Origin of the sequence: Pseudomonas sp. SCA2728.1_7, assembly GCF_018138145.1 — a bacterium.
Lineage (GTDB): Bacteria > Pseudomonadota > Gammaproteobacteria > Pseudomonadales > Pseudomonadaceae > Aquipseudomonas > Aquipseudomonas koreensis_A.
Genome location: NZ_CP073104.1, coordinates 1,537,443 through 1,558,368 on the forward strand (window position 1 = coordinate 1,537,443; position 20,926 = coordinate 1,558,368).

Annotated in this window: 21 protein-coding genes; 13 read left to right on the forward strand and 8 right to left on the reverse strand. The window is 60.9% G+C overall.

Features of this window, described 5'->3' with window-relative positions; translation table 11 throughout:
* Positions 1-13: 13 nt before the first annotated feature.
* From KBP52_RS06820 to KBP52_RS06830, 3 genes are read right to left on the reverse strand one after another with little or no spacing between them, the layout of a single operon-like run.
* Positions 14-1,225, reverse strand: a complete 1,212-nt coding sequence (locus KBP52_RS06820) for a cytochrome c biogenesis protein DipZ (protein WP_212622440.1) — start codon at positions 1,223-1,225, stop codon at positions 14-16.
* 36 nt (positions 1,226-1,261) lie between these two features.
* Positions 1,262-1,516: a hypothetical protein gene (locus tag KBP52_RS06825; protein ID WP_077572184.1), complete on the reverse strand. Its 255-nt coding sequence runs from the start codon at positions 1,514-1,516 to the stop codon at positions 1,262-1,264.
* Positions 1,517-1,545: 29 nt separating this feature from the next.
* Positions 1,546-1,809 carry a DUF2790 domain-containing protein gene (locus tag KBP52_RS06830; protein WP_123593946.1) on the reverse strand — a complete coding sequence of 88 codons (264 nt, stop codon included), beginning with the start codon at positions 1,807-1,809 and terminating at the stop codon, positions 1,546-1,548.
* Between the two features lie 296 nt (positions 1,810-2,105).
* Here KBP52_RS06830 and KBP52_RS06835 point away from each other — a divergent pair, with 296 nt between their 5' ends.
* Both KBP52_RS06835 and KBP52_RS06840 read left to right on the forward strand, forming a co-directional pair.
* Positions 2,106-2,846 (forward strand): response regulator, encoded by a 741-nt coding sequence (locus KBP52_RS06835; RefSeq protein ID WP_007919579.1) that lies wholly within the window; start codon positions 2,106-2,108, stop codon positions 2,844-2,846.
* Entirely contained in the window at positions 2,843-4,150 is a 1,308-nt protein-coding gene (locus KBP52_RS06840) for an ATP-binding protein (RefSeq protein WP_212622441.1), read from the forward strand. The genes KBP52_RS06835 and KBP52_RS06840 overlap by 4 nt, the downstream gene beginning before the upstream one ends.
* 102 nt (positions 4,151-4,252) lie before the next feature.
* Here the strand turns inward: KBP52_RS06840 and KBP52_RS06845 are convergent, their stop codons facing one another.
* Positions 4,253-5,002 (reverse strand): putative DNA-binding domain-containing protein, encoded by a 750-nt coding sequence (locus tag KBP52_RS06845; RefSeq protein WP_212622442.1) that lies wholly within the window; start codon positions 5,000-5,002, stop codon positions 4,253-4,255.
* Entirely contained in the window at positions 4,995-5,834 is an 840-nt protein-coding gene (locus KBP52_RS06850; protein WP_123593949.1) for a DUF692 domain-containing protein, read from the reverse strand. The genes KBP52_RS06845 and KBP52_RS06850 overlap by 8 nt, the downstream gene beginning before the upstream one ends.
* 407 nt (positions 5,835-6,241) lie before the next feature.
* On the opposite strand from KBP52_RS06850, the gene KBP52_RS06855 reads away from it, so the two are divergent.
* Positions 6,242-7,288 (forward strand): class I SAM-dependent methyltransferase, encoded by a 1,047-nt coding sequence (locus KBP52_RS06855; protein WP_212623111.1) that lies wholly within the window; start codon positions 6,242-6,244, stop codon positions 7,286-7,288.
* A 55-nt stretch (positions 7,289-7,343) separates the two neighbouring features.
* Positions 7,344-8,186 carry an NAD-dependent protein deacetylase gene (locus KBP52_RS06860; protein ID WP_212622443.1) on the forward strand — a complete coding sequence of 281 codons (843 nt, stop codon included), beginning with the start codon at positions 7,344-7,346 and terminating at the stop codon, positions 8,184-8,186.
* A 925-nt stretch (positions 8,187-9,111) separates the two neighbouring features.
* On the opposite strand, the gene KBP52_RS06865 is transcribed toward KBP52_RS06860, so the two are convergent.
* A complete protein-coding gene (locus tag KBP52_RS06865) occupies positions 9,112-9,999 on the reverse strand; it encodes a LysR family transcriptional regulator (protein WP_116031283.1) in 888 nt (295 codons plus the stop codon).
* A 291-nt stretch (positions 10,000-10,290) separates the two neighbouring features.
* Between KBP52_RS06865 and KBP52_RS06870 the strand changes: the two genes are divergently transcribed.
* From KBP52_RS06870 to KBP52_RS06880, 3 genes are read left to right on the forward strand one after another with little or no spacing between them, the layout of a single operon-like run.
* Positions 10,291-10,989: a CoA transferase subunit A gene (locus tag KBP52_RS06870; RefSeq protein ID WP_007919568.1), complete on the forward strand. Its 699-nt coding sequence runs from the start codon at positions 10,291-10,293 to the stop codon at positions 10,987-10,989.
* Between the two features lie 24 nt (positions 10,990-11,013).
* Positions 11,014-11,679, forward strand: a complete 666-nt coding sequence (locus KBP52_RS06875; RefSeq protein WP_007919566.1) for a CoA transferase subunit B — start codon at positions 11,014-11,016, stop codon at positions 11,677-11,679.
* Between the two features lie 11 nt (positions 11,680-11,690).
* Entirely contained in the window at positions 11,691-12,872 is a 1,182-nt protein-coding gene (locus tag KBP52_RS06880; protein ID WP_212622444.1) for an acetyl-CoA C-acetyltransferase, read from the forward strand.
* A gap of 223 nt (positions 12,873-13,095) precedes the next feature.
* Here the strand turns inward: KBP52_RS06880 and cobF are convergent, their stop codons facing one another.
* Positions 13,096-13,851 (reverse strand): precorrin-6A synthase (deacetylating), encoded by a 756-nt coding sequence (gene cobF, locus KBP52_RS06885; protein ID WP_212622445.1) that lies wholly within the window; start codon positions 13,849-13,851, stop codon positions 13,096-13,098.
* Positions 13,851-14,405: a histidine phosphatase family protein gene (locus KBP52_RS06890; RefSeq protein WP_212622446.1), complete on the reverse strand. Its 555-nt coding sequence runs from the start codon at positions 14,403-14,405 to the stop codon at positions 13,851-13,853. Before KBP52_RS06890 ends, cobF begins: the two co-directional genes overlap by 1 nt.
* Before the next feature lie 329 nt (positions 14,406-14,734).
* Here KBP52_RS06890 and KBP52_RS06895 point away from each other — a divergent pair, with 329 nt between their 5' ends.
* From KBP52_RS06895 to KBP52_RS06920, 6 genes are all read left to right on the forward strand, one after another.
* Positions 14,735-15,589: a MurR/RpiR family transcriptional regulator gene (locus KBP52_RS06895; protein WP_212622447.1), complete on the forward strand. Its 855-nt coding sequence runs from the start codon at positions 14,735-14,737 to the stop codon at positions 15,587-15,589.
* Positions 15,590-15,591: 2 nt separating this feature from the next.
* Positions 15,592-16,236, forward strand: a complete 645-nt coding sequence (locus KBP52_RS06900; RefSeq protein WP_212622448.1) for an isochorismatase family cysteine hydrolase — start codon at positions 15,592-15,594, stop codon at positions 16,234-16,236.
* Positions 16,233-17,564 carry a glutamine synthetase family protein gene (locus tag KBP52_RS06905; RefSeq protein ID WP_212622449.1) on the forward strand — a complete coding sequence of 444 codons (1,332 nt, stop codon included), beginning with the start codon at positions 16,233-16,235 and terminating at the stop codon, positions 17,562-17,564. Before KBP52_RS06900 ends, KBP52_RS06905 begins: the two co-directional genes overlap by 4 nt.
* Positions 17,548-18,300, forward strand: a complete 753-nt coding sequence (locus KBP52_RS06910) for an N-formylglutamate amidohydrolase (RefSeq protein ID WP_212622450.1) — start codon at positions 17,548-17,550, stop codon at positions 18,298-18,300. The genes KBP52_RS06905 and KBP52_RS06910 overlap by 17 nt, the downstream gene beginning before the upstream one ends.
* Positions 18,301-18,381: 81 nt before the next feature.
* The gene (locus tag KBP52_RS06915) at positions 18,382-19,731 is read left to right on the forward strand and encodes an APC family permease (RefSeq protein WP_212622451.1); all 1,350 of its coding nucleotides are present in this window, start codon (positions 18,382-18,384) and stop codon (positions 19,729-19,731) included.
* Between the two features lie 118 nt (positions 19,732-19,849).
* On the forward strand, positions 19,850-20,866 hold the full coding sequence (locus tag KBP52_RS06920; protein ID WP_212622452.1) for an arginine N-succinyltransferase: 1,017 nt from the start codon (positions 19,850-19,852) through the stop codon (positions 20,864-20,866).
* The last annotated feature ends 60 nt before the right edge of the window (positions 20,867-20,926 follow it).

The window sequence follows — 20,926 nt, forward strand, 5'->3', positions numbered from 1 at the left end:
TTGCTGTTGCTGATCAGGCCGCAGGCGCCTTTGCCTCCTGCAGCAACTGCTGGATCATCTGCTCTTGCGCTTGGTAGCGACCTTCGCCGAAGTGGCTGTAACGCACCTGCCCCTTGGCGTCTATCAGGTAATGCGCCGGCCAGTACTGATTGTCGAAGTTGCGCCAGATCGCATAGTTGTTGTCGATGGCCACCGGATAGGTGATGCCGAGTTTTTTCACCTGATCCCTGACGTTGTCGATGATCCGCTCATAGCCGTATTCCGGGGTGTGGACACCGATCACCACGAGCCCGTCTTTTTCGTATTTCTTCGCCCAGTCTTTGACGTACGGCAGGGTGTGCTGGCAATTGATGCAGTCGTAGGTCCAGAAGTCCACCAGCACCACTTTGCCGCGCAGGGCTTCAGCGCTCAGCTCGGGCGAGTTCAGCCATTGCACGGCGCCGGCTAGTGACGGCATCGCGCCTTTGCCCTGCTCCATCGGCGAGTCCGCGCGGACTTTGCTGATGAAGTAGTCGAGCACTTTCGGCACGTTTTCCAACACGCTTTTTTCCACGCTGGCGACGCCTTCAGAGGAGGTCTTCGCCAGCAAGGTTTTATCTGCGCCCGTGGCAATCACCGCTGCCGTCGCCAGTACCGCAACCCCGGCACCTCGGCGCAACCAGCCAGTAAACGGGATCGACGGCTTCAGGCGATTGACCAAGCTGCGCCCGGTGGAGATCAGCGTGCCCAGCGACAGCGCACTGCCGGCGCCGTAGGCCAGCAGCAACAGGCTGGTCTGTGCGTTGGCGCCTTGCAGCATGGCCCCAGTGAGGATTACACCGAGAATCGGTCCGGCGCACGGTGCCCACAGCAACCCCGTAGCGACGCCGAGCATGATCGAAGCCATCGGCCCGGCCTTTTTCCGGGTATCCGGATCGAGGCGGTTGCCGAGCATCACGAACGGTCGTGTCAGCCAGTCGCCGATGCGCGCCGAGATCAGCGACAGGGCGAACACGCTCATCACGATCAGTGCGACGTAACGTCCGCTGTTGCTGGCCTGGATCACCCACTCGCTGCTGACCACCGCCAGGCTGGAAATCAGCGCGAAGGTCAGCGCCATGCCGCCGAGGGTCAGCAGTATCGAAGCGCGGCTGCGTTGCGCGCCGGCAAACAGAAACGGCACCACCGGCAGAATGCAGGGGCTGAGCACGGTCAGCAGACCGCCGAGGAATGCGATGAGGTACATAGTGAGTCACCCTTGATCAATGAATGTGACGAGCATTCAGACGTTCTGGCTGTCCAGCCAATGGCTCTGCGGCGTACGGCTCGCGCCGTTCTCGGCAAACATCTGGCCCTGTGGCGTGCGGCTGGAACCGTCCGCGGCAATCAGGCCATCGCTGCCCTGCTTGGCTACTGGCGTCAGTTGAAAGCAGCTGCCGCTGTGGCAGCTATGCTGTTCAACCGCGGCGTTGGCATGGGCGGCGACGCCAGCCAGGGAGAAGGCGATGGCGGTCAAAAAGCGCGATACGTTGTTCATGGTTGTTTCCTTCTATAAAGAGTGATGACTCAGTTGTCGTTGTTGCAGCCATCAGCGAATTTGCTGTAATCGAGCACGCGGGTCTGACCGGCTGAATCGAGGTAGGTCATGCGCGCCTCGACAATCCCGCAAGTCACCGAGTTGTCCTGTTTCAGCGAGATCACTTTCTGGATATCCAGGTGGGTGCCGTAGGTGTAGGTTTGCGCGGTGACAGCGGCTTCGGCGCGGGCCGACAGCGTGCAGATGTTCAACGCGGCAAACAGGCAGGCGGCGATTACGGATTTGTTGTTCATGGGGTTTTCCTCAAGGCGTCAGTGGGTTTGAGCCGAGGCGATCTGTGTGGGCCTCGATGGAGCCTATTTGAGGCTCGCGAGGTATCGCGTCTGTGTCAGGAACAGGCGCGTTTCAATCGCTGTGTATCCCTGCCAGCGGGGGATACACAGCGATACAAAACCCAGGAAAATTGGCGTTTTTGCGTTCCCGTGTATCCGCCGACACGGCAGATACACTGCAATACAAAGGCAGGCAGGCGAGCCGCCGCAGGCTCGATACACTGCACCGCAGTCCCTTTTGATAGAGGTTTGCACCGATGGATCATGTCGATCACATTCTCATCGTCGACGACGACCGCGAGATCCGTGAACTGGTGGGCAACTACCTGAAGAAAAACGGCCTGCGCACCACGGTGGTCGCCGATGGCCGGCAGATGCGCAGCTTTCTCGAGGCCAACACCGTCGACCTGATCGTGCTCGACATCATGATGCCCGGCGACGATGGCCTGCAGCTGTGCCGCGAACTGCGCGTGGGCAAACACAAGGCCACGCCGGTGTTGATGCTGACCGCGCGCAACGATGAAACCGACCGCATCATCGGCCTGGAAATGGGCGCAGACGATTACCTGACCAAACCGTTCGCCGCCCGCGAATTGCTCGCGCGGATCAACGCCGTGCTGCGCCGCACGCGGATGCTGCCACCGAATCTGGTGGTCACCGAAGCCGGCCGCTTGCTGGCCTTCGGCCGTTGGCAACTGGACACCTCGGCCCGTCACTTGCTGGACAAGGACGGCACCATGGTCGCCCTCAGCGGCGCCGAATACCGCTTATTGCGAGTGTTCCTCGATCACCCGCAACGGGTGCTCAGCCGCGATCAACTGCTCAATCTGACCCAGGGCCGTGATGCGGATCTGTTTGACCGCTCGATCGATTTGCTGGTCAGCCGTTTGCGTCAGCGTCTGCTGGATGATGCGCGCGAGCCGGCCTACATCAAGACCGTGCGCAGCGAAGGTTACGTGTTCTCGCTGCCAGTCGAAATTCTCGGTGCCCCGGCATGAGCGTCAATCTGCACTGGCCGCGCACCCTCGCCTCGCGCCTGTCGCTGATCTTTCTGATCGGCCTGCTGCTGGCTCAGGCGCTGTCGTTCGGCGCGCAGTATTACGAGCGTTACCAAAGCGCCAAGAACACCATGCTCGGCAATCTCGAGACCGACGTCTCGACCTCGATTGCGATCCTCGATCGACTGCCTGCCGAAGAGCGCCCTGCCTGGCTCGAGCGTCTGGCGCGAAAAAATTATCGCTACCTGTTGAGCGAAGGCGAACCGGGCACGCCGATCGAGGTCGGGGATGTGCCGGTGGCCGTTACCTCGATCACCGAAGCCATCGGTGAACGCTATCCGCTGACCTTCACCGATATTCCCGGGCCGAAGAAACACTTTCAGGGCCACCTGCGCCTGAGCGACGGCAGCCCGGTGACCATCGACGTGCGCCCGGCGATGGCCCCGCTGTCGCCATGGTTGCCGGTGGTCTTGCTCGGCCAGTTGGCCCTGATGATCGCCTGCACCTGGCTGGCGGTGCGTATTGCGATTCGTCCGCTGACGCGCCTCGCCAACGCCGTGGAAACCCTTGACCCCAACGCCCATCCGATCAACCTCGACGAGAAAGGCCCGACCGAAGTGGTCTACGCCGCCCGTGCATTCAACACGATGCAGGCGCGTATCGCCGCTTACCTCAAAGAGCGCATGCAACTGCTGGCAGCGATTTCCCACGACCTGCAAACGCCGATCACGCGGATGAAACTGCGCGCCGAGCTGATGGACGATTGCACCGAGAAAGACAAACTGTGGAATGACCTCAGCGAGATGGAACATCTGGTGCGCGAAGGCGTGGCGTACGCGCGCAGCATCCATGGTTCGACCGAAGAAAGCCGCCGCACCAACATGGATTCCTTCCTCGAAAGCCTGGTGTTCGACTATCAGGACATGGGCAAGCAGGTGCAACTGGTTGGCAAGAGTGCAACGGTTATCGACACCCGTCCTCATGCGTTGCGCCGAGTGCTGGTGAACCTCACCGACAACGCGCTGAAATTCGCCGGCGCCGCCGAAGTCTGGGTCGAAGCCAACAAAGGCAGCCTGGCGATCACCGTCATGGATCGCGGCCCGGGCATCGCCGACGCCGAACTGGCGCAAGTGCTGCAACCGTTCTACCGCGTAGAAAACTCACGCAATCGCGATACCGGCGGCACCGGACTGGGACTGGCCATCGCCCAGCAACTGGCCATGGCGTTGGGTGGCTCGCTGATCTTGAGCAACCGTGAGGGTGGCGGATTGTGTGCGGAACTGAAACTCCCCCTCAATCTTTGAACGCTACATAACCCCTGTAGGAGTGAGCCTGCTCGCGATCGCGTCCTTCCATGAAGGACGCGATCGCGAGCAGGCTCACTCCTACAATGGGTTGCTATACATTCAAGCTATGCCGATCACCTGGTCCTCATGCATCTGCTGCAACAACACCAGGCCGTTATCCATGAACGAATTGCTGGCGGACTGTCCGGCCTCCTGCGCCAGAGCTTGCAACTGCTCGCGCCCCGTCAACGGCGCAAACTCGTCAATGCGCTGCAGCAAGCGCCAGGCCAGCGGGCTCAGTTCGGAAAACTTCACACTCCAGTCGGCCGTACGCCGCACCAGCAAAAACGTCGGTTGGTCCGGTGGCGTGGCGGGCTGATTGTCCGGATCGAGCTCATGCACCGGCCACACATACGCCAACGGCCAGGCCAGCGGCGAGATTTGCAGCGGCCGCTCCAGCAACAACGCCGGGTCTGTGGGCAGCAGCGCTTTAGCATCGGATTGCTGCAAGACCATCTCGACCCATTCGTAATGCGCCAGCTCCAGCAAAAACGCCGGCCACTCACCTTCGCGCAACACCTGCGGTTGCGTGGCCAGATAGTCGAGAAAGGTTTCGGCAATCTCGCCAAACTTCGGCGTCTGCGCCCGCCAGTCGCGCAAGAAACCTCGCACCAGCAAGCGCCAGCGTTGCTCCCCGATAATCCGGATCAGCACCGGGAAGGTGCCGCTCAACAATTGCGACAGGTTGTTGAATACCAGGTCCCGGTAGACGTTAACCCTTTGCACATTCATATCGACGGGCGGCGACTGATGGTCGGGATCGCGCAGATATCGGGTCAGCGCCTGTTGTTGCTGTAGCAGGTTAGCCACGATGGCGACCTCCCGCTTGCAAGTGGCGAATGGTCTGCAACTCGTCGACCAGTTCGGAAAATGCCGGGAAATTGAAATCCCGCTCCAATAACGTTGGCTGCGCGCCGAACCGCGCGTAGGCCTCCGCCAGCAATGCCCAGACCTGCGGTTTTACCGAGGCGCCATGGGTGTCGATTTTCAACGTATCGGACTCATCGAAATGCCCGGCCACATGCATGCCGACCACCCGCCCCGGCTCGATGCCGGCGAGAAAGGTTTGCGGATCAAATCCGTGGTTGATCGCGTTGACGTAGACATTGTTGACGTCCAGCAGCAGGTCGCAATCGGCCTCACGCAGCACGGCATTGGTGAAGCTCACCTCGTCCATGTCCTGGCGCGGTGCGGCGTAGTAGGAGACATTTTCCACGGCCAGACGCCGGCCGAGAATGTCCTGGGACTGACGAATTCGCGCGGCAACGTGGTGCACTGCCTCTTCGGTGAACGGCAACGGCAGCAAGTCATACAAATGCCCGTCATCGCTGCAATAACTCAGGTGTTCGCTGTACAGCGGCACGTTGTAATGGTCGAGAAACACCCGCACTTCCTGCAAGAAGCCGACATCCAGCGGCGCCGGTCCGCCAAGTGACAGCGACAAACCGTGACAGGACAACGGGTAGAGTTCGGCCAGTTCACGCAATGCCGCACCGTGGGCGCCGCCGACGCCGATCCAGTTTTCCGGAGCGACTTCGAGAAAGTCGAAATCGCCGCTGCGGGCAGCTTGCAGGTCTTTGAGCAAGCCACGGCGCAGGCCGAGGCCGACGCTGGGTTGCGCTAATAAGGGAGGAATGTGCATGGGATGTACCTCAGCAGTGGGTTTTGCCGAGTTGAACCGCTGGCTGTATCACTGCTGTGTACACATGACAGGGCATTTGCAGCGCTGTGTATCCTCCAACCACCGCGATACACAGTGATACACACCGAAAAACCTGTGGGAGCGAGCCTGCTCGCGAAGACTGCCGAACAGTCGACAACGATGGCGACTGGGCTGGCCTCTTCGCGAGCAGGCTCGCTCCCACCGAGGTTTTCAGTGTTCACAAATACAGCGGCAGACCGGGACCGGGGCTAGACTCTTTTATGACCCAGTCGAGGGGGCCGCAGGACGTCAGCCGTGCCCTGCCCAACTCCGTGACCACCGCCCGGTGGCGCACTCCTCGACCTTCGACGCCGCCGGACCGTGATCCTGTTTCAGGAGCACACATGATGGACGAGGCGAAGCTCAACCAATTCATGGGCAAACTGGTCAACGACATGGGCGGCGCGGCGATGCTGGCCAATGTCATAGTCGGCGAAGAACTCGGCTTGTACCGGGCCATGGCCGACAGTCAGCCGATCAGCGCCGATGCCCTCGCCGCCAAAACCACCTGCAACCCGCGTCTGGTGCGCGAATGGCTCAGCGCTCACGCGGCATCCGGTTACATGGAGCACCACGACGGCCAGTTTCGTTTACCGGAAGAACAGGCGCTGGCCTTGGCCGTCGAGGACTCGCCGGTGTACGTTGCCGGGGGTCTCGGCGTGGTGGCGTCGTTTTTCCACGACAAAGACAAACTGGTCAAAGCCATGCGCGGCAACGGCGCCCTGCCTTGGGGTGATCACCATCCGTGCATGTTCAGCGGCACCGAGCGGTTCTTCCGGCCCGGCTACAAAGGTCACCTGATCGCCGAATGGCTGCCGGCGCTCGACGGCGTGGTGGCCAAACTGGAAGAAGGCGCCAAAGTCGCCGACATCGGCTGCGGTCATGGCGCGTCGACGGTGATCATGGCCCAGGCGTTTCCCAACTCGCGTTTCGTCGGTTACGACTATCACGCGCCGTCGATCACCGTCGCCACCCAACGCGCCGAGGAAGGAGGCGTCAGCAGCCGGGCGAAGTTCTTCCAGGGTTCGGCGAAAGGCTACCCCGGCGATGACTACGACCTGATCTGCTATTTCGACTGCCTGCACGACATGGGCGATCCGGTCGGCGCCGCCCGTCACGCCTATGATTCACTGAAGGACGACGGCACGGTGTTGCTGGTCGAGCCATTTGCCAACGACACGCTGGACGACAACATCAACCCGGTCGGACGGCTGTTCTATGCGGCCTCGACGTTTATCTGCACACCGAACTCGCTGTCTCAGGAAGTCGGCCTCGGTCTGGGTGCGCAGGCGGGGGAAATGCGTTTGCGCAAAGTGTTTGTCGAGGCCGGGTTCAAGCAGTTCCGTCGGGCCACGCAAACGCCGTTCAACCTGATTCTGGAGGCGCGCAAGTAAGCCACGCGGGTCGCGTGCTAACCTGCTGGCAACGTCCTTCCCCGGAGCGCTGACCATGCTCGACAGCCCGACCCGCGAACACCTCGACACCCTGCAAGAGGTGATCGCTGATGGCGACTTCATCGTATTGACCGGGGCCGGCATCAGCACGCCGTCGGGCATTCCGGACTACCGCGACAGCGACGGTGTACGCCGTGGGCGGCAACCGATGATGTACCAGGAATTCCTCGCCGCCCCTGAATCACGCCGCCGCTATTGGGCGCGGGCCATGCTCGGTTGGCCAAGGGTGCGTCAGGCGCAACCGAATGCCGCGCACGAAGCGTTGGCCGGTTTGCAGCGCCATGGGCTGATCCACGACTTGATCACCCAGAACGTCGACACCCTGCACGATCAGGCTGGCAGTCACGACGTGATCGAACTGCACGGCAGCCTGCATCGGGTTCTGTGTCTGAACTGTGGCCAGCGCAGTGAGCGTGATTCGATTCAGCAATTGATGGAACGACAAAATCCGTATCTGGCCGGGGTCGATGCCGTGCAGGCACCGGATGGCGACACCCTGCTCGACCCGGCGTTCGAGGCGCGCTTTCAGGTACCGCACTGTCCGCATTGCTTTGGTGAGCGGATGAAACCGGACGTGGTGTTTTTCGGTGAAAACGTCGCGCAGCCCACGGCGGCTCGGGCGATGGCGGCGGCAGAAAATGCGGCGGGGATGTTGGTGGTGGGGTCTTCGTTGATGGCGTATTCGGCGTTTCGTTTGTGCCGGGTGATTGCCGATCGCGGTAAGCCGCTGATAGCGATCAATCTGGGCAAGACCCGCGCGGATGATTTGCTGGATTTGAAGATTGAAGCGTCGTGTGAACAGCTGTTGCCTTTACTGGTACAGCAGCTGATTCGGTGAGTTGCTGCACTCTGCGCTCGACTCAGGACCCGGCCCCCTCACCCTAGCCCTCTCCCAAGGGAGAGGGAACTGACCGAGTTGTCTGGGCTGAATACTGCGACCTGAAAATGCTGAGTCGAGCTCACATTCTGAATAACCCACGATCAGCTCCCTTCCCGCTAGCACTAGGCCTCGCCCAAGGGAGAGGGGACTGACCGAGTTGTCTGGGCTGAATACTGCGACCTGAAAATGCTGAGTCGAGCTCACAATCTGAATAACCCATGATCAGCTCCCTTCCCGCTAGCACTAGGCCTCGCCCAAGGGAGAGGGAACTGACCGAGTTGTCTGGGCTGAATACTTCGACCTGAAAATGCTGAGGCGAGCTCACAATCTGCATAACCCACGATCAGATCCCTTCCCGCTAGCACTAGGCCTCGCCCAAGGGAGAGGGGACTGACCGAGTTGTCTGGGCTGAATACTGCGACCTGAAAATGCTGAGTCGAGCTCACAATCTGCATAACCCATGATCAGCCCCCTTCCCGCTAGCACTAGGCCTCGCCCAAGGGAGAGGGAACTGACCGAGTTGTCTGCGCTGAATACTGCGACCTGAAAATGCTGAGTCGAGCTCACAATCTGACTAACCCATGATCAGCTCCCTGCCCGCTAGCACTAGGCCTCGCCCAAGGGAGAGGGAACTGACCGAGTTGTCTGCGCTGAATACTGCGACCTGAAAATGCTGAGTCGAGCTCACAATCTGCATAACCCATGATCAGCCCCCTGCCCGCTAGCACTAGGCCTCGCCCAAGGGAGAGGGGACTGACGAGTTGTTGTCAAGCGATACACCGTTCTGAAAATTTCAAGTCGAACCTATTTTCTGAAATGCCCCCGATCAGCTCCCTGCCCCCTCGCCCCCCTGGGGGAGAGGGTTGGGGTGAGGGGGGAGATCTCACAGTCGCCCCAGATCTTCAGCCTTGAGAATGTCGAACAACGCCTGCGCCGCTGCCGACAGTTCATTGCCCGGCTCGGTCAGCACGCCGATGGCCCGCTCCACCGAGTCGTCCAGCGTCAGGCAATGCGCGCCCAGCTCCTGCATCTGCCCGGCGCACAACGCCGGCACGGCACTGACGCCCAGCCCGCTGGCGACCATGCGCCCGACCGTCGCCAATTGATGGCTTTCAAACTCCACCGGCAACTTCATGCCGCGCGCCTGCAAGTGCTCTTCGAGCATCACCCGCACCGTCGAGGGCCGCTGCAAGGTAATAAACGGCTCCTGCAACAACGTCTGCCAGTCGATCTCGCTAAGGCGGGCCAGAGGGGAATCCTTCGACACCACAGCGACGAAGCGATCCGTGTACAACGGCGTAAACGTCATCGCCGTGTTTTGCATCGGCTCGAACGCCACGCCCAGCTCAACCTGGCGATCACGGACCATTTCCAGCACTTGCTCGTTGATCACGTCATTAACCGTGACGTTGACGTTCGGATAGCGCGCACGAAACGTTTTGAGGATCGGCGGCAGCAGGTTGCCGGCAAACGACGGCATCGCCGCCAGCGTCACCCGCCCGCGCTGCAAGCTGAAGCGTTGGCGCATTTCGTCTTCGGCGTTGTCCCAGTCGGCGATCAGCCGTCGAGCCAGTGGCAGCAAGGATTCACCTTCGGCCGTCAGCGCGACGTTGCGTGTGTTGCGGCTGAACAGGCGTCCGCCCAGGCCCTCCTCCAGCGCTTTGATAGTCAGGCTCAACGCTGATTGCGACAGGTGCAGGCGCTCGCAAGCCACAGCGAAACTCAGGCTCTGGGCCACGGCGAGGAAGGCGCGGATCTGTTTGATGGTCATGCTCGCTTCGCTCCAGTTGTAAGCTACAAGCGTTAAGCGACAAGCCTGATGATCGTTCCCACGCTCTGCGCGGGAGTGCAGCCCGTGACGCTCCGCGTCACTGGACACGGAGCGTCCCTAGAGGCATTCCCACGAGGGGCGTGGGGAACGATCAAAGCAGCACGCGGTAACGCGACTATTGAGCTTTATCAATCAATCGACCCTAAAAATCAACTTAACAAATATATCCACCAGCGCGACACTCCAACCATTCGGCTAGCCAGCCGCCCGCAAATAATAAAAGAGGTGCATATGGCAGGTTTCGACAAGCGCGTCAGTTCCTACGAGGAAGCCCTCGCCGGGCTTGAGGACGGCATGACCGTCATCGCCGGCGGCTTCGGTCTGTGCGGCATTCCGGAAAACCTGATCGCCGAGATCAAGCGCAAAGGCACCCGCGACCTCACTGTCGTCTCCAACAACTGCGGCGTCGACGGTTTCGGCCTCGGCGTACTGCTCACCGACCGTCAGATCAGCAAAGTCATCGCCTCCTATGTCGGCGAAAACAAGCTGTTCGAAGAGCAACTGCTCAAGGGCGACATCGAAGTCATCCTGACCCCGCAAGGCACCCTCGCCGAGAAGATGCGCGCAGGCGGCGCCGGCATTCCGGCCTTCTTCACCGCCACCGGCGTCGGCACCCCGGTCGCCGAAGGCAAGGAAGTACGTGAGTTCAAAGGTCGCAAGTACCTGATGGAAGAATCCATCACCGGCGACTTCGCCATCGTCAAAGGCTGGAAAGCCGACCACTTCGGTAACGTCGTCTACCGTCACACCGCGCAGAACTTCAACCCGCTGGCCGCCACCGCCGGCAAGATCACCGTGGTTGAAGTCGAAGAAATCGTCGAACCCGGCGAACTCGACCCCTCGCAGATCCACACCCCGGGCATCTACGTCGATCGGGTCATTTGCGGCACGTTCGAAAAACGCATCGAACAGCGCACCATCCGCAAATAATTCAGGCTGACGGAGAACAAGAACATGGCACTTACCCGCGAACAAATGGCTCAGCGCGTCGCCCGCGAAATGCAGGACGGCTTCTACGTAAACCTCGGCATCGGCATTCCGACCCTGGTCGCCAACTACATTCCTGAAGGCATGGAAGTCATGCTGCAATCGGAAAACGGCCTGCTCGGCATGGGTCCGTTTCCGACCGAAGAAACCATCGATGCCGACATGATCAACGCCGGCAAACAGACCGTGACCGCACGCATCGGCGCGTCGATTTTCAACTCCGCTGAATCCTTCGCGATGATCCGTGGCGGCCACGTCGACCTGACCGTGCTTGGCGCGTTCGAAGTCGACGTCGAAGGCAACATTGCTTCGTGGATGATCCCCGGCAAACTGGTCAAGGGCATGGGCGGCGCGATGGATCTGGTGGCCGGTGCCGACAACATCATCGTGATCATGACCCACGCATCCAAGGACGGTGAGTCCAAGCTACTCGCCAAATGCAGCCTGCCGCTGACTGGCGCCGGTTGCATCAAGCGGGTGCTGACCGACCTCGCCTACCTGGAAATCGAAAATGGCGCTTTTGTCCTCAAGGAACGCGCACCTGGCGTCAGCGTCGAGGAAATCGTCGCCAAAACCGCTGGTAAACTGATCGTCCCGGATCACGTACCGGAAATGCAGTTCGCTGCCCAGTGAGGAATTCGAAAATGCAAGACGTCGTAATTGTTGCCGCCACGCGTACCGCGATCGGCAGTTTCCAGGGTTCGCTGGCCAGCGTGTCCGCCGTTGATCTGGGCGCGGCGGTGATCCGCCAGTTGCTCGAGCAGACCGGTCTGGACGGTGCGCAGGTCGATGAAGTGATCATGGGCCAGGTGTTGACCGCCGGCGCCGGCCAGAACCCGGCGCGTCAGTCGGCGATCAAGGCCGGTCTGCCCCACGCGGTACCGGCGCTGACCCTGAACAAGGTCTGTGGTTCGGGCCTCAAAGCCCTGCACCTCGGCGCACAGGCGATCCGTTGCGGCGACGCTGACGTGATCATCGCTGGCGGCCAGGAAAACATGAGCCTGTCCAACTACGTGATGCCGGGCGCACGCACCGGTCTGCGCATGGGCCACGCACAAATCGTCGACACCATGATCAGCGATGGTCTGTGGGATGCGTTCAACGATTACCACATGGGCATCACCGCCGAGAATCTGGTCGACAAATATGAGATCAGCCGTGAGCAGCAGGACGCCTTCGCTGCCGCGTCGCAGCAGAAAGCCGCTGCAGCGATTGAGGCGGGTCGCTTTGTCGATGAGATCACGCCGATCCTGATCCCGCAGCGCAAAGGCGATCCGGTTGCGTTCAAGGTCGACGAACAACCACGCGGCGATACCACCGCCGAATCCCTGGCGAAACTGCGCCCGGCGTTCAAAAAGGACGGCAGCGTCACGGCTGGCAACGCTTCATCGCTGAACGACGGCGCTGCTGCGGTCATCCTGATGAGCGCCGAGAAAGCCAAAGCCCTCGGCCTGCCCGTGCTGGCAAAAATCGCCGCCTACGCCAACGCAGGCGTTGATCCAGCAATCATGGGCATCGGCCCGGTGTCCGCCACCCGCCGCTGCCTGGACAAAGCTGGCTGGAACATTGGCCAACTCGACCTGATCGAGGCCAACGAAGCGTTCGCCGCGCAATCGCTGGCGGTGGCCAAAGATCTGCAATGGGATCTGGACAAGGTCAACGTCAACGGCGGCGCCATTGCGCTGGGCCATCCGATCGGTGCCTCGGGTTGCCGCGTACTGGTGACCCTGCTGCATGAAATGATCAAGCGTGATGCGAAAAAGGGTCTGGCGACCCTGTGCATCGGCGGCGGCCAGGGCGTGGCGCTGGCGCTGGAACGCGCATAACCAGAGTTCAACAGTGAATGGCGGATCCACGACATCCGCCGCTTGCTGGCAACAAAAACCCGGTGCGACTTGCGTTGCACCGGGTGTTTTTTTGCCTGTTCGAAATCGGCTTTGACTGTTCCGGCCCTATCGCGAGCAGGCTCACTCCTACATTGGAATTGTGAACCCATTCAATTGTAGGAGTGAGCCTGCTCGCGATAGGGCCAGTCAAAGCACCAACAATCTAAGGCTTGCGCAGCAAATAGGTATCCATGATCCACCCATGCTCCGCCCGCGCCGCCTTGCGCACCCGCTCGATCTCATCCGCGACATCCGCCAGCCGGCCACTGATCAGAATCTCATCCGGCGTGCCCAGGTAGGCGCCCCAATAAATCTGAGTCTGCTGATCGGCGACCCGCTGATACGAATCTTCAGCATCGAGCATCACCACCAGACTGTCCGTATCACTCACCTGCCCCGCTGCCAAACGCCGCCCGGTGGTGATTTCAATGGAGCGGCCGATCGTATTCAACGGCACCTTGTGCTGCGCCGCCAACGCCTGAACGCTGGTAATCCCGGGAATCACCTCAAACTCGAAGGCACACGTACCCGAGGCCAGAATCGCCTGAAGGATACGCACGGTGCTGTCGTACAACGCCGGGTCGCCCCACACCAGGAAACCGCCGCACTGGCCGTCAGACATTTCGTCATTGATCAGCCGCTCGAAGATCTGCTGCTTGGCACGGTTCAGCTCATCGACACTGGCGGTATAGTCGACATCACCGCGCTCGCGCTCCGGGCTGTGGGCTTCGACGAAGCGATAGTCGGGGTCGTCGATGTAGCGCTCACAGATCTCTCGGCGCAAGTCGATCAGCTTGCCCTTGCTCTGGCCTTTATCAATCAAAAAGAACACGTCGACCCGGTTCAGCGCCTTCACGGCCTGCATCGTGATGTAGTCGGGGTTACCGGCGCCGATACCGATCACCAGCAGTTGTTTCATCACAAAGCTCCTTTAAGGCACAGGCGCCAGCGCCCGGTGAAGCGTAGTTCGACCATCGACAGCGGTTCGACATCAATGTCATGAAATGCCGAACCGCGCATCACGTGGATCAGCGCGGCGCGGATGACAAACGGATGCGTCACCGCCACCACCTGTCCCGGCATGGCTTGCAGGCTGCTCAACCATATCGCCACACGCTCGCATAACTGCGCCACCGACTCACCGTCGTGGGGGGTTGCGTGGGGATCTTCCAGCCACGCCTGCAGCGCGGCGTCTTCCGAGCGTTGCAGATCCTTGATCGACATCCCGTGCCAACGGCCCCAGTCACAATCGCGTAGCGCGTCATCCACTTGCGCATCCGCGCCAAACCACGCCGCTGTCTGCCGTGTGCGCAATTCCGGCGCGCAAATCAAGCGTCGCGCGGCGTCGAAACGCTGGGCCAATTCACCCGACGCCAACCCACTATTTTCAACAGGCTCATTCGTAGGAAAACACGCCAATTTTTGTGCGACGGTTCGCGCATGGCAAATCAATGTCAAACGAGTGGTCTGCACAGGCATCGCTCCGGTAGGCCTTGATGAAAATCAACGACGTAAAGCCGTTCTGTTGGCAATTGTGCCGTAAACCGAGGGTTGCGGGGCTGCCGGATAGCCACCGGAAAAACGGACGACGCCAGGAATACGGCAATATCTGACACCGTTGTAGGCAATGGACTACAAGGACGGTCGAATTCCGTGTAGCCCTTGTTACACGGGCACCGCGCGCCATTTTGGCGCCTTTTCAACACGCTGAAAAATTCACTAGACATGTAACGCCAGTTACATAAATACTGTTTTAACGGATTATGAAGCGAATTCAACACCCTCATCCAGCAGGAGCCCGGATGCCCCCTCTCAGAGACCTGATCACCGATCCCGGCCTGGATCTTACGCCGTCGGAGCGCAAAGTCGTTCGCGCCTTGCTGGATCAGTACCCCCGCAACGGTCTGGGGCCGATGGCACGTCTGGCTGAACATGCCGGCGTCAGCGATCCGACCATTGTGCGGCTGGTGAAAAAACTCGGCTTTGGCGGTTACGCCGAATTCCAGGAAGCACTGCTCAGCGACATGGATCACCGCCTGCGCTCGCCGCGCACGCTGTTGCAACCGCGCGCCCATCAGCACAAGGACGACGCCTGGAGCCACTATCTGGGCGACAGCCATCGCCTGTTGGTCGAAACCCAATCGCTGACCCAACCGGAAGACGTGCGCATTCTCACCGACTGGCTGCTCGATGCCCGGCATCAGGTGTACTGTTTCGGCGGGCGCTTCAGCAGCCTGATGGCCACTTATCTGCTCAATCACTTGCGCCTGCTGCGCTCCGGTTGCTTCGCTTTGGAAGACAACGCGCAACTGCCTGATCGCCTGTTCGATCTGCAACGTCAGGACGTGGTCCTGCTGTTCGACTATCGCCGCTATCAGACTCAGGCCCTGCGGGTCGCCAGTGCGGCGAAAAATAACAACGCGCGCGTGGTGCTGTTCACCGACATCTATGCCTCGCCGCTGCGCGAACTGGCCGACCTGATCATCAGCGCGCCGGTGGAATCGGCCTCGCCGTTCGACACCATGGTGCCGGCGCTGGCGCAGGTCGAAGCACTGATCGCCTGCCTGACCCTGCGCACCGAAAACCTCGCCGATCGCCTGGAAGGCATCGATGCCCTGCGCAATGACTTCAACACCCACCTGCTGGAGGATAAATAAGGATGTTCAGCCTTCCCCACCGCTCGCCGCGGGACTTGCCGTTTGTCACCGATCACACCGCGCTGTTGCTGGTGGACATGCAGCGTGCCTGGCTCGAGCCGCAGTTCGATGCGCACCTCAACGGTCCTGAAGCCGAGTATTTCCTGACCCGCGCGCACATGCAGGTGGTGCCCAACCAACGTCGCCTGCTCAGCGCTTTTCGCGAAGCGCGGCAGAACGTGCTGCACACCATTATCGAAAGCCTTACGGCTGATGGCCGCGACCGCTCGCTCGACCACAAACTCTCGGACATGCACCTGCCCAAAGGCAGCGTGCAGGCGCGGATCATTGAAGACCTGAGCCCGGTGGAAAACGAAATCGTCCTGCCGAAGACCTCGTCCGGCGTCTTCAACTCGACCAACATCGACTACGTGCTGCGCAACCTGCAAACCCGTCATCTGATCATCGCCGGCATCGTCACCGACCAGTGCGTGGACATGGCCGTGCGCGACGCCGCCGATCGCGGCTATCTGGTCACGCTGGTCGAAGATGCCTGCGCCACCTACAGTACCGAACGCCATCACGCCTGCCTGAATGCGATCAAGGGTTACTGCTGGATCACCGACACCGACACCGTGCTCGCCCGCTTGCAGGAGATGCGGCCATGAGCGCGCGCCTGACGCCACTGCCGATGACCACGCTGGTTACCACCGACCTGATCGGCATCACCCGTGGCCGTTCGTTTCCCACTGATGAGCTTGAGCACTATCAAGCCGCCGGGTGCGGCTGGGTACCGGCGAACAGCGCGTTGACGCCGCAGGACATCATTGCTTCAACCAATCCGTGGGGCGCCTATGGCGATCTGCGGTTGATTCCCGATCTGGGCAGCCGCGTCACCGTCGGCAACGGCCCGGACGCCGACGCGCCGGCGCTGGATTTCATTCACGGCGATATCCGCGAAACCGATGGCCGCCCGTGGGGCGCCTGCCCGCGCACGCTGTTGCGTGACGAAATCGAACGTTATCGCGATGAACTGGGCTTGCAGGTCAACGCCGCGTTCGAACATGAATTCAACCTGCACGCCGGTTTTGCCGAGCATCTGGCGTTTTCCCTCGAAGCCCAGCGTCAGGGCGCCGAGTTCGGTGGCTGGCTGCTCAGTGCCCTGCGCGCCGGTGGGGTCGAGCCGGAAATGTTTCTGCCCGAATACGGCAAGCACCAATACGAAATCACCTGCCGCCCGACGCTCGGCGTGGCTGCGGCAGATCGCGCCGTCAACGTGCGCGAGATCACCCGCGAGATTGCCCGGCAAATGGGCCTCGACCTGAGCTTCGCGCCGAAGACCGCCGCCGACGCGGTGTGCAACGGCGTGCACCTGCACATCAGCCTGCTCGATCTGGCTGGTCAACCGATGCTTTACGACGCCGGCACCAGCAATGGTCTGTCGAGCCTCGGCCAGCATTGGGCAGCGGGAATCCTGCATTACTTGCCGGCCCTCTGTGCGTTCACTGCGCCGACGCCGGTGTCGTACGAGCGCTTGCAGCCGCATCACTGGAGCGCGTCTTACGCTTGTCTGGGTCAACAGAACCGCGAGGCGGCGCTGCGCATCTGCCCGACCGTAACCCTCGGCGGTAAATCCGTGGCCCAGCAGTTCAACCTCGAATTCCGCGCCATGGACGCCACTGCCTCGCCGCATCTGGCCATGGCGGCGCTGCTGATCGCCGGACGACTGGGCATCGAACAGCGTCTGGCACTGAACGCGATCACCGATGAAATTCCCGATTCACTCAACGACGAGCAACGCCAGGCGCGGGGCATCATTGCCCTGCCCGCCTCGCTGGCCCAGGCGCTGGATTGCCTGCGCAACAGTGGCGCCTTCACTGCATGGCTGCCCAAGCCGTTGCTCGACACCTATTACGCCCTGAAAACCGAGGAACTGGCGCTGACGGAACAGCTCTCGCCCGCTGACTTGTGTGAGCACTATGCACGCCTGTACTGAATCCGCCGAACTGGGGTTGTACACCCGCCCGGCCTACAACCTGAGCCGCGAAGATTCGACGCACCCGTTGATTCTGGTGTGCGAACACGCCAGCCGCTACATCCCCGAAGCCCTGAACAATCTGGGTCTGGACGCTGCCGCCGCTGCTGAACACATCGCTTGGGACATTGGCGCACTGCAACTGGCCGAGCAACTATCAGAGATGCTCGGCGCCACCCTGTTGAGCGCCAATTATTCGCGCCTGCTGATCGATCTGAACCGGCCACGCCACGCCCCGGACAGCATTCCGGCGCAGAGCGAGATTTATCAGGTGCCGGGCAACCGCGAGCTGGACGAAGCCACCCGCGAATACCGGCGCCAGACCTTGTTCAAACCGTTTCACGCGCGCTTGCAGACCTTGATCGACGAACGTGTTGCTCAGGGCCAGGCAGTGCGTGTGGTCGGGATTCACAGTTTCACCCCAGTGTATTACGGCCAGCCGCGACCGCTGGAAGTCGGCGTGCTGTTCGGTCAGGCCAAGGCTTACGCGCAACGTTTGCTCGATGGCCTCGGCGAACATCCGCTGAAAGTGGCCGGCAACCAGCCCTACAAGATCGATCCGCTGGGCGACATGACCGTGCCGGTGCACGGCGACGCCCGTGGCCTCGACTCGGTGCTGATCGAGGTGCGCAATGACTTGCTGCGCAGCCCCGAAGCCGTATCACGCTGGGCCGGATACCTCGCGCCATTGCTGTAATGAATGAAAGATTGCTGACGCTGTAAACGATGGACCGATAACAACTAAAACGACCGACTGGCTGACAAGGAGTTGCGCTTCATGGAAATTGAAGAATTCGGCTACAAGCAAGAGTTGAAACGTAGCCTGACGCTGACCGACCTGGTGGTGTACGGGATGATCTTCATGATCCCCATCGCCCCGTTCGGTGTGTATGGCTACGTCAACGCCGAGGCCCCGGGGATGGTGCCGCTGGCGTACATCATCGGCATGGTGGCGATGCTGTTCACGGCGCTGAGCTACGGCAGCATGGCCAAGGCGTTTCCGATTGCCGGCTCGGTGTATTCCTACGCGCAACGCGGCCTCAATCAACATGTCGGCTTCATCGCCGGTTGGCTGATGCTGCTCGATTACCTGCTGATTCCGCCGCTGCTCTATGTCTACGCAGCGATGGCGCTCAACCATTTGTACCCGGACATTCCGAAAGTCGGCTTTATTCTGGCGTTCCTGGTCAGCGCGACCTTCGTCAACCTGCGCGGCATCACGTTCACCGCGCGGATGAACATCATCTTCCTGCTGGCGCAACTGGTAGTACTCGGCATCTTCCTGTTCTACGCGTGGAATGCCTTGCACAACGGTGGCGGTAACGGCGAGCTGACCCTGGCGCCGCTGTATCACGCGGAAACCTTCAACTTCGCCCTGCTGATGCAAGCGGTGTCGATTGCGGTGCTGTCGTTCCTCGGCTTCGATGCGATCTCCACCCTCGCTGAAGAAATCAAGGGCGATCCGGGCAAAAGCGTCGGCAAAGCCGCGCTGATCACCCTGGTGGTCATGGGCGTGATTTTCGTTGCACAAACCTGGATCGCCACCGATCTGGCAGCGGGCATGGGTTTCAAGTCAGCCGACACCGCGTTCTATGAAATCGCCGAAATCGCAGCCGGCAGCTGGCTGGCAACCCTGACCGCTGTCGCGACGGCGCTGGCCTGGGGCGTGGCTGTAGCGATCACCTCGCAAGCCGCTGTCTCGCGTCTGCTGTTCGGCATGGCCCGCGACGGCAAACTGCCGAAAGTACTGGCCAAGGTGCACCCGAAACACAACACGCCGTACCTGAGCATTTATCTGGTCGCCGTGCTGTCGCTGGTGATCTGCTACCTGTTCATCAACTCGGTCGACACCCTGACCTCGCTGGTCAACTTCGGCGCGCTCAGCGGTTTCATGCTGCTGCACCTGACAGTGATCAACTACTACTGGCGTCGGCAGAAGTCCGGTCAGGTCGTGCGTCACCTGATCTGCCCGGTGGTCGGCTTCATCATCGTCGCGGCCATCATGTACAACATGGGCGTCGATGCGCAGAAACTTGGGCTGATCTGGATTGCCCTGGGTCTGGTGTACCTGTTCTTCCTCAGCAAACTCGGCGCCAGCACCGCGCTGCCTGACCCGAGCAACGGCTGACAAGAAAAAGAGCGGCGTCTGACAACAAATCAGGCGACCGCCGATTTATCGCGTGGAAACCGACAGTGATAGTCAGGTTCGGCGACTTTGCCGAACCTTTTGATACAGGAGTACATCCATGCTGGTCTTACGCCCAGTCGAACAGACTGACCTGCCCCAGCTCCAACAATTGGCCCGCGACAGTCTGGTGGGCGTGACCTCCCTGCCGGACGACAGCGAGCGCCTGCGCGAGAAAATCGCCGGTTCCTGCGCTTCGTTCGCCAGCGCGGCACAGGCTAACGGTCCGGAAAACTACTTTTTCGTGCTGGAAGACCTCGACGAACAGCGACTGGTTGGCTGCTCGGAAATTCTCGCCACAGCTGGCTTCGACGAGCCGTTCTACAGCCTGCGCAACCGCCATTTCACCAGCGCGTCACGCGAGCTGAACATCGAACACGGCGTGCCGGCGCTGTCGCTGTGCCACGACCTCAACGACCACACGCTGCTGCGCGGTTTTCATATCGACGCCGCGCTGGTGCGCACGCCGTTCTCCGAATTGCTGTCACGGGCGCGCCTGTTGTTCATCGCCGCCCATGCGCCGCGCTTTGCCGAGGCGGTGATTACCGAAATCGTCGGCTACAGCGACGAGGCCGGCAATTCACCGTTCTGGGATGCGCTGGGCAAACATTTCTTCGACCTGCCCTACGCGGAGGCCGAACGCCTGTGCGGCCTGCAGAGCCGCTCGTTCCTGGCTGAACTGATGCCGCAATACCCGATCTACGTGCCGATGCTGCCGCAAGCGGCGCAGGACTGCATCGGTCGCATCCACCCGGACGGTCAGGAAGCGTTCGACATCCTTGAGCGTGAAGGCTTCGAAACCAACAGCTACATCGACCTGTTCGACGCTGGCCCGACCCTGTATGCGCGCACCTCGAATATCCGTTCGATTGCCCGCAGCCAGACTGCAACGGTGCAGCAACGGCCACAGATCGATGCCCGTGGCCGTTTCTTGCTGAGCAATGACGCACTGTCGGGCTTCCGGGCGATGATTGCCGAACTTGATTACCAACCCGATCAACCGTTGTCCCTCACCCCTGCAATGTGTGCGGCGCTGAACGTGACCGATGGCAGCCCGATCCGGCTGATTGCCCTGTGAAACCCGCGCGGTTGCGCAGTCAACGACAGTGCCCGAACAGGCGCGCAGAAGGAGTTACAG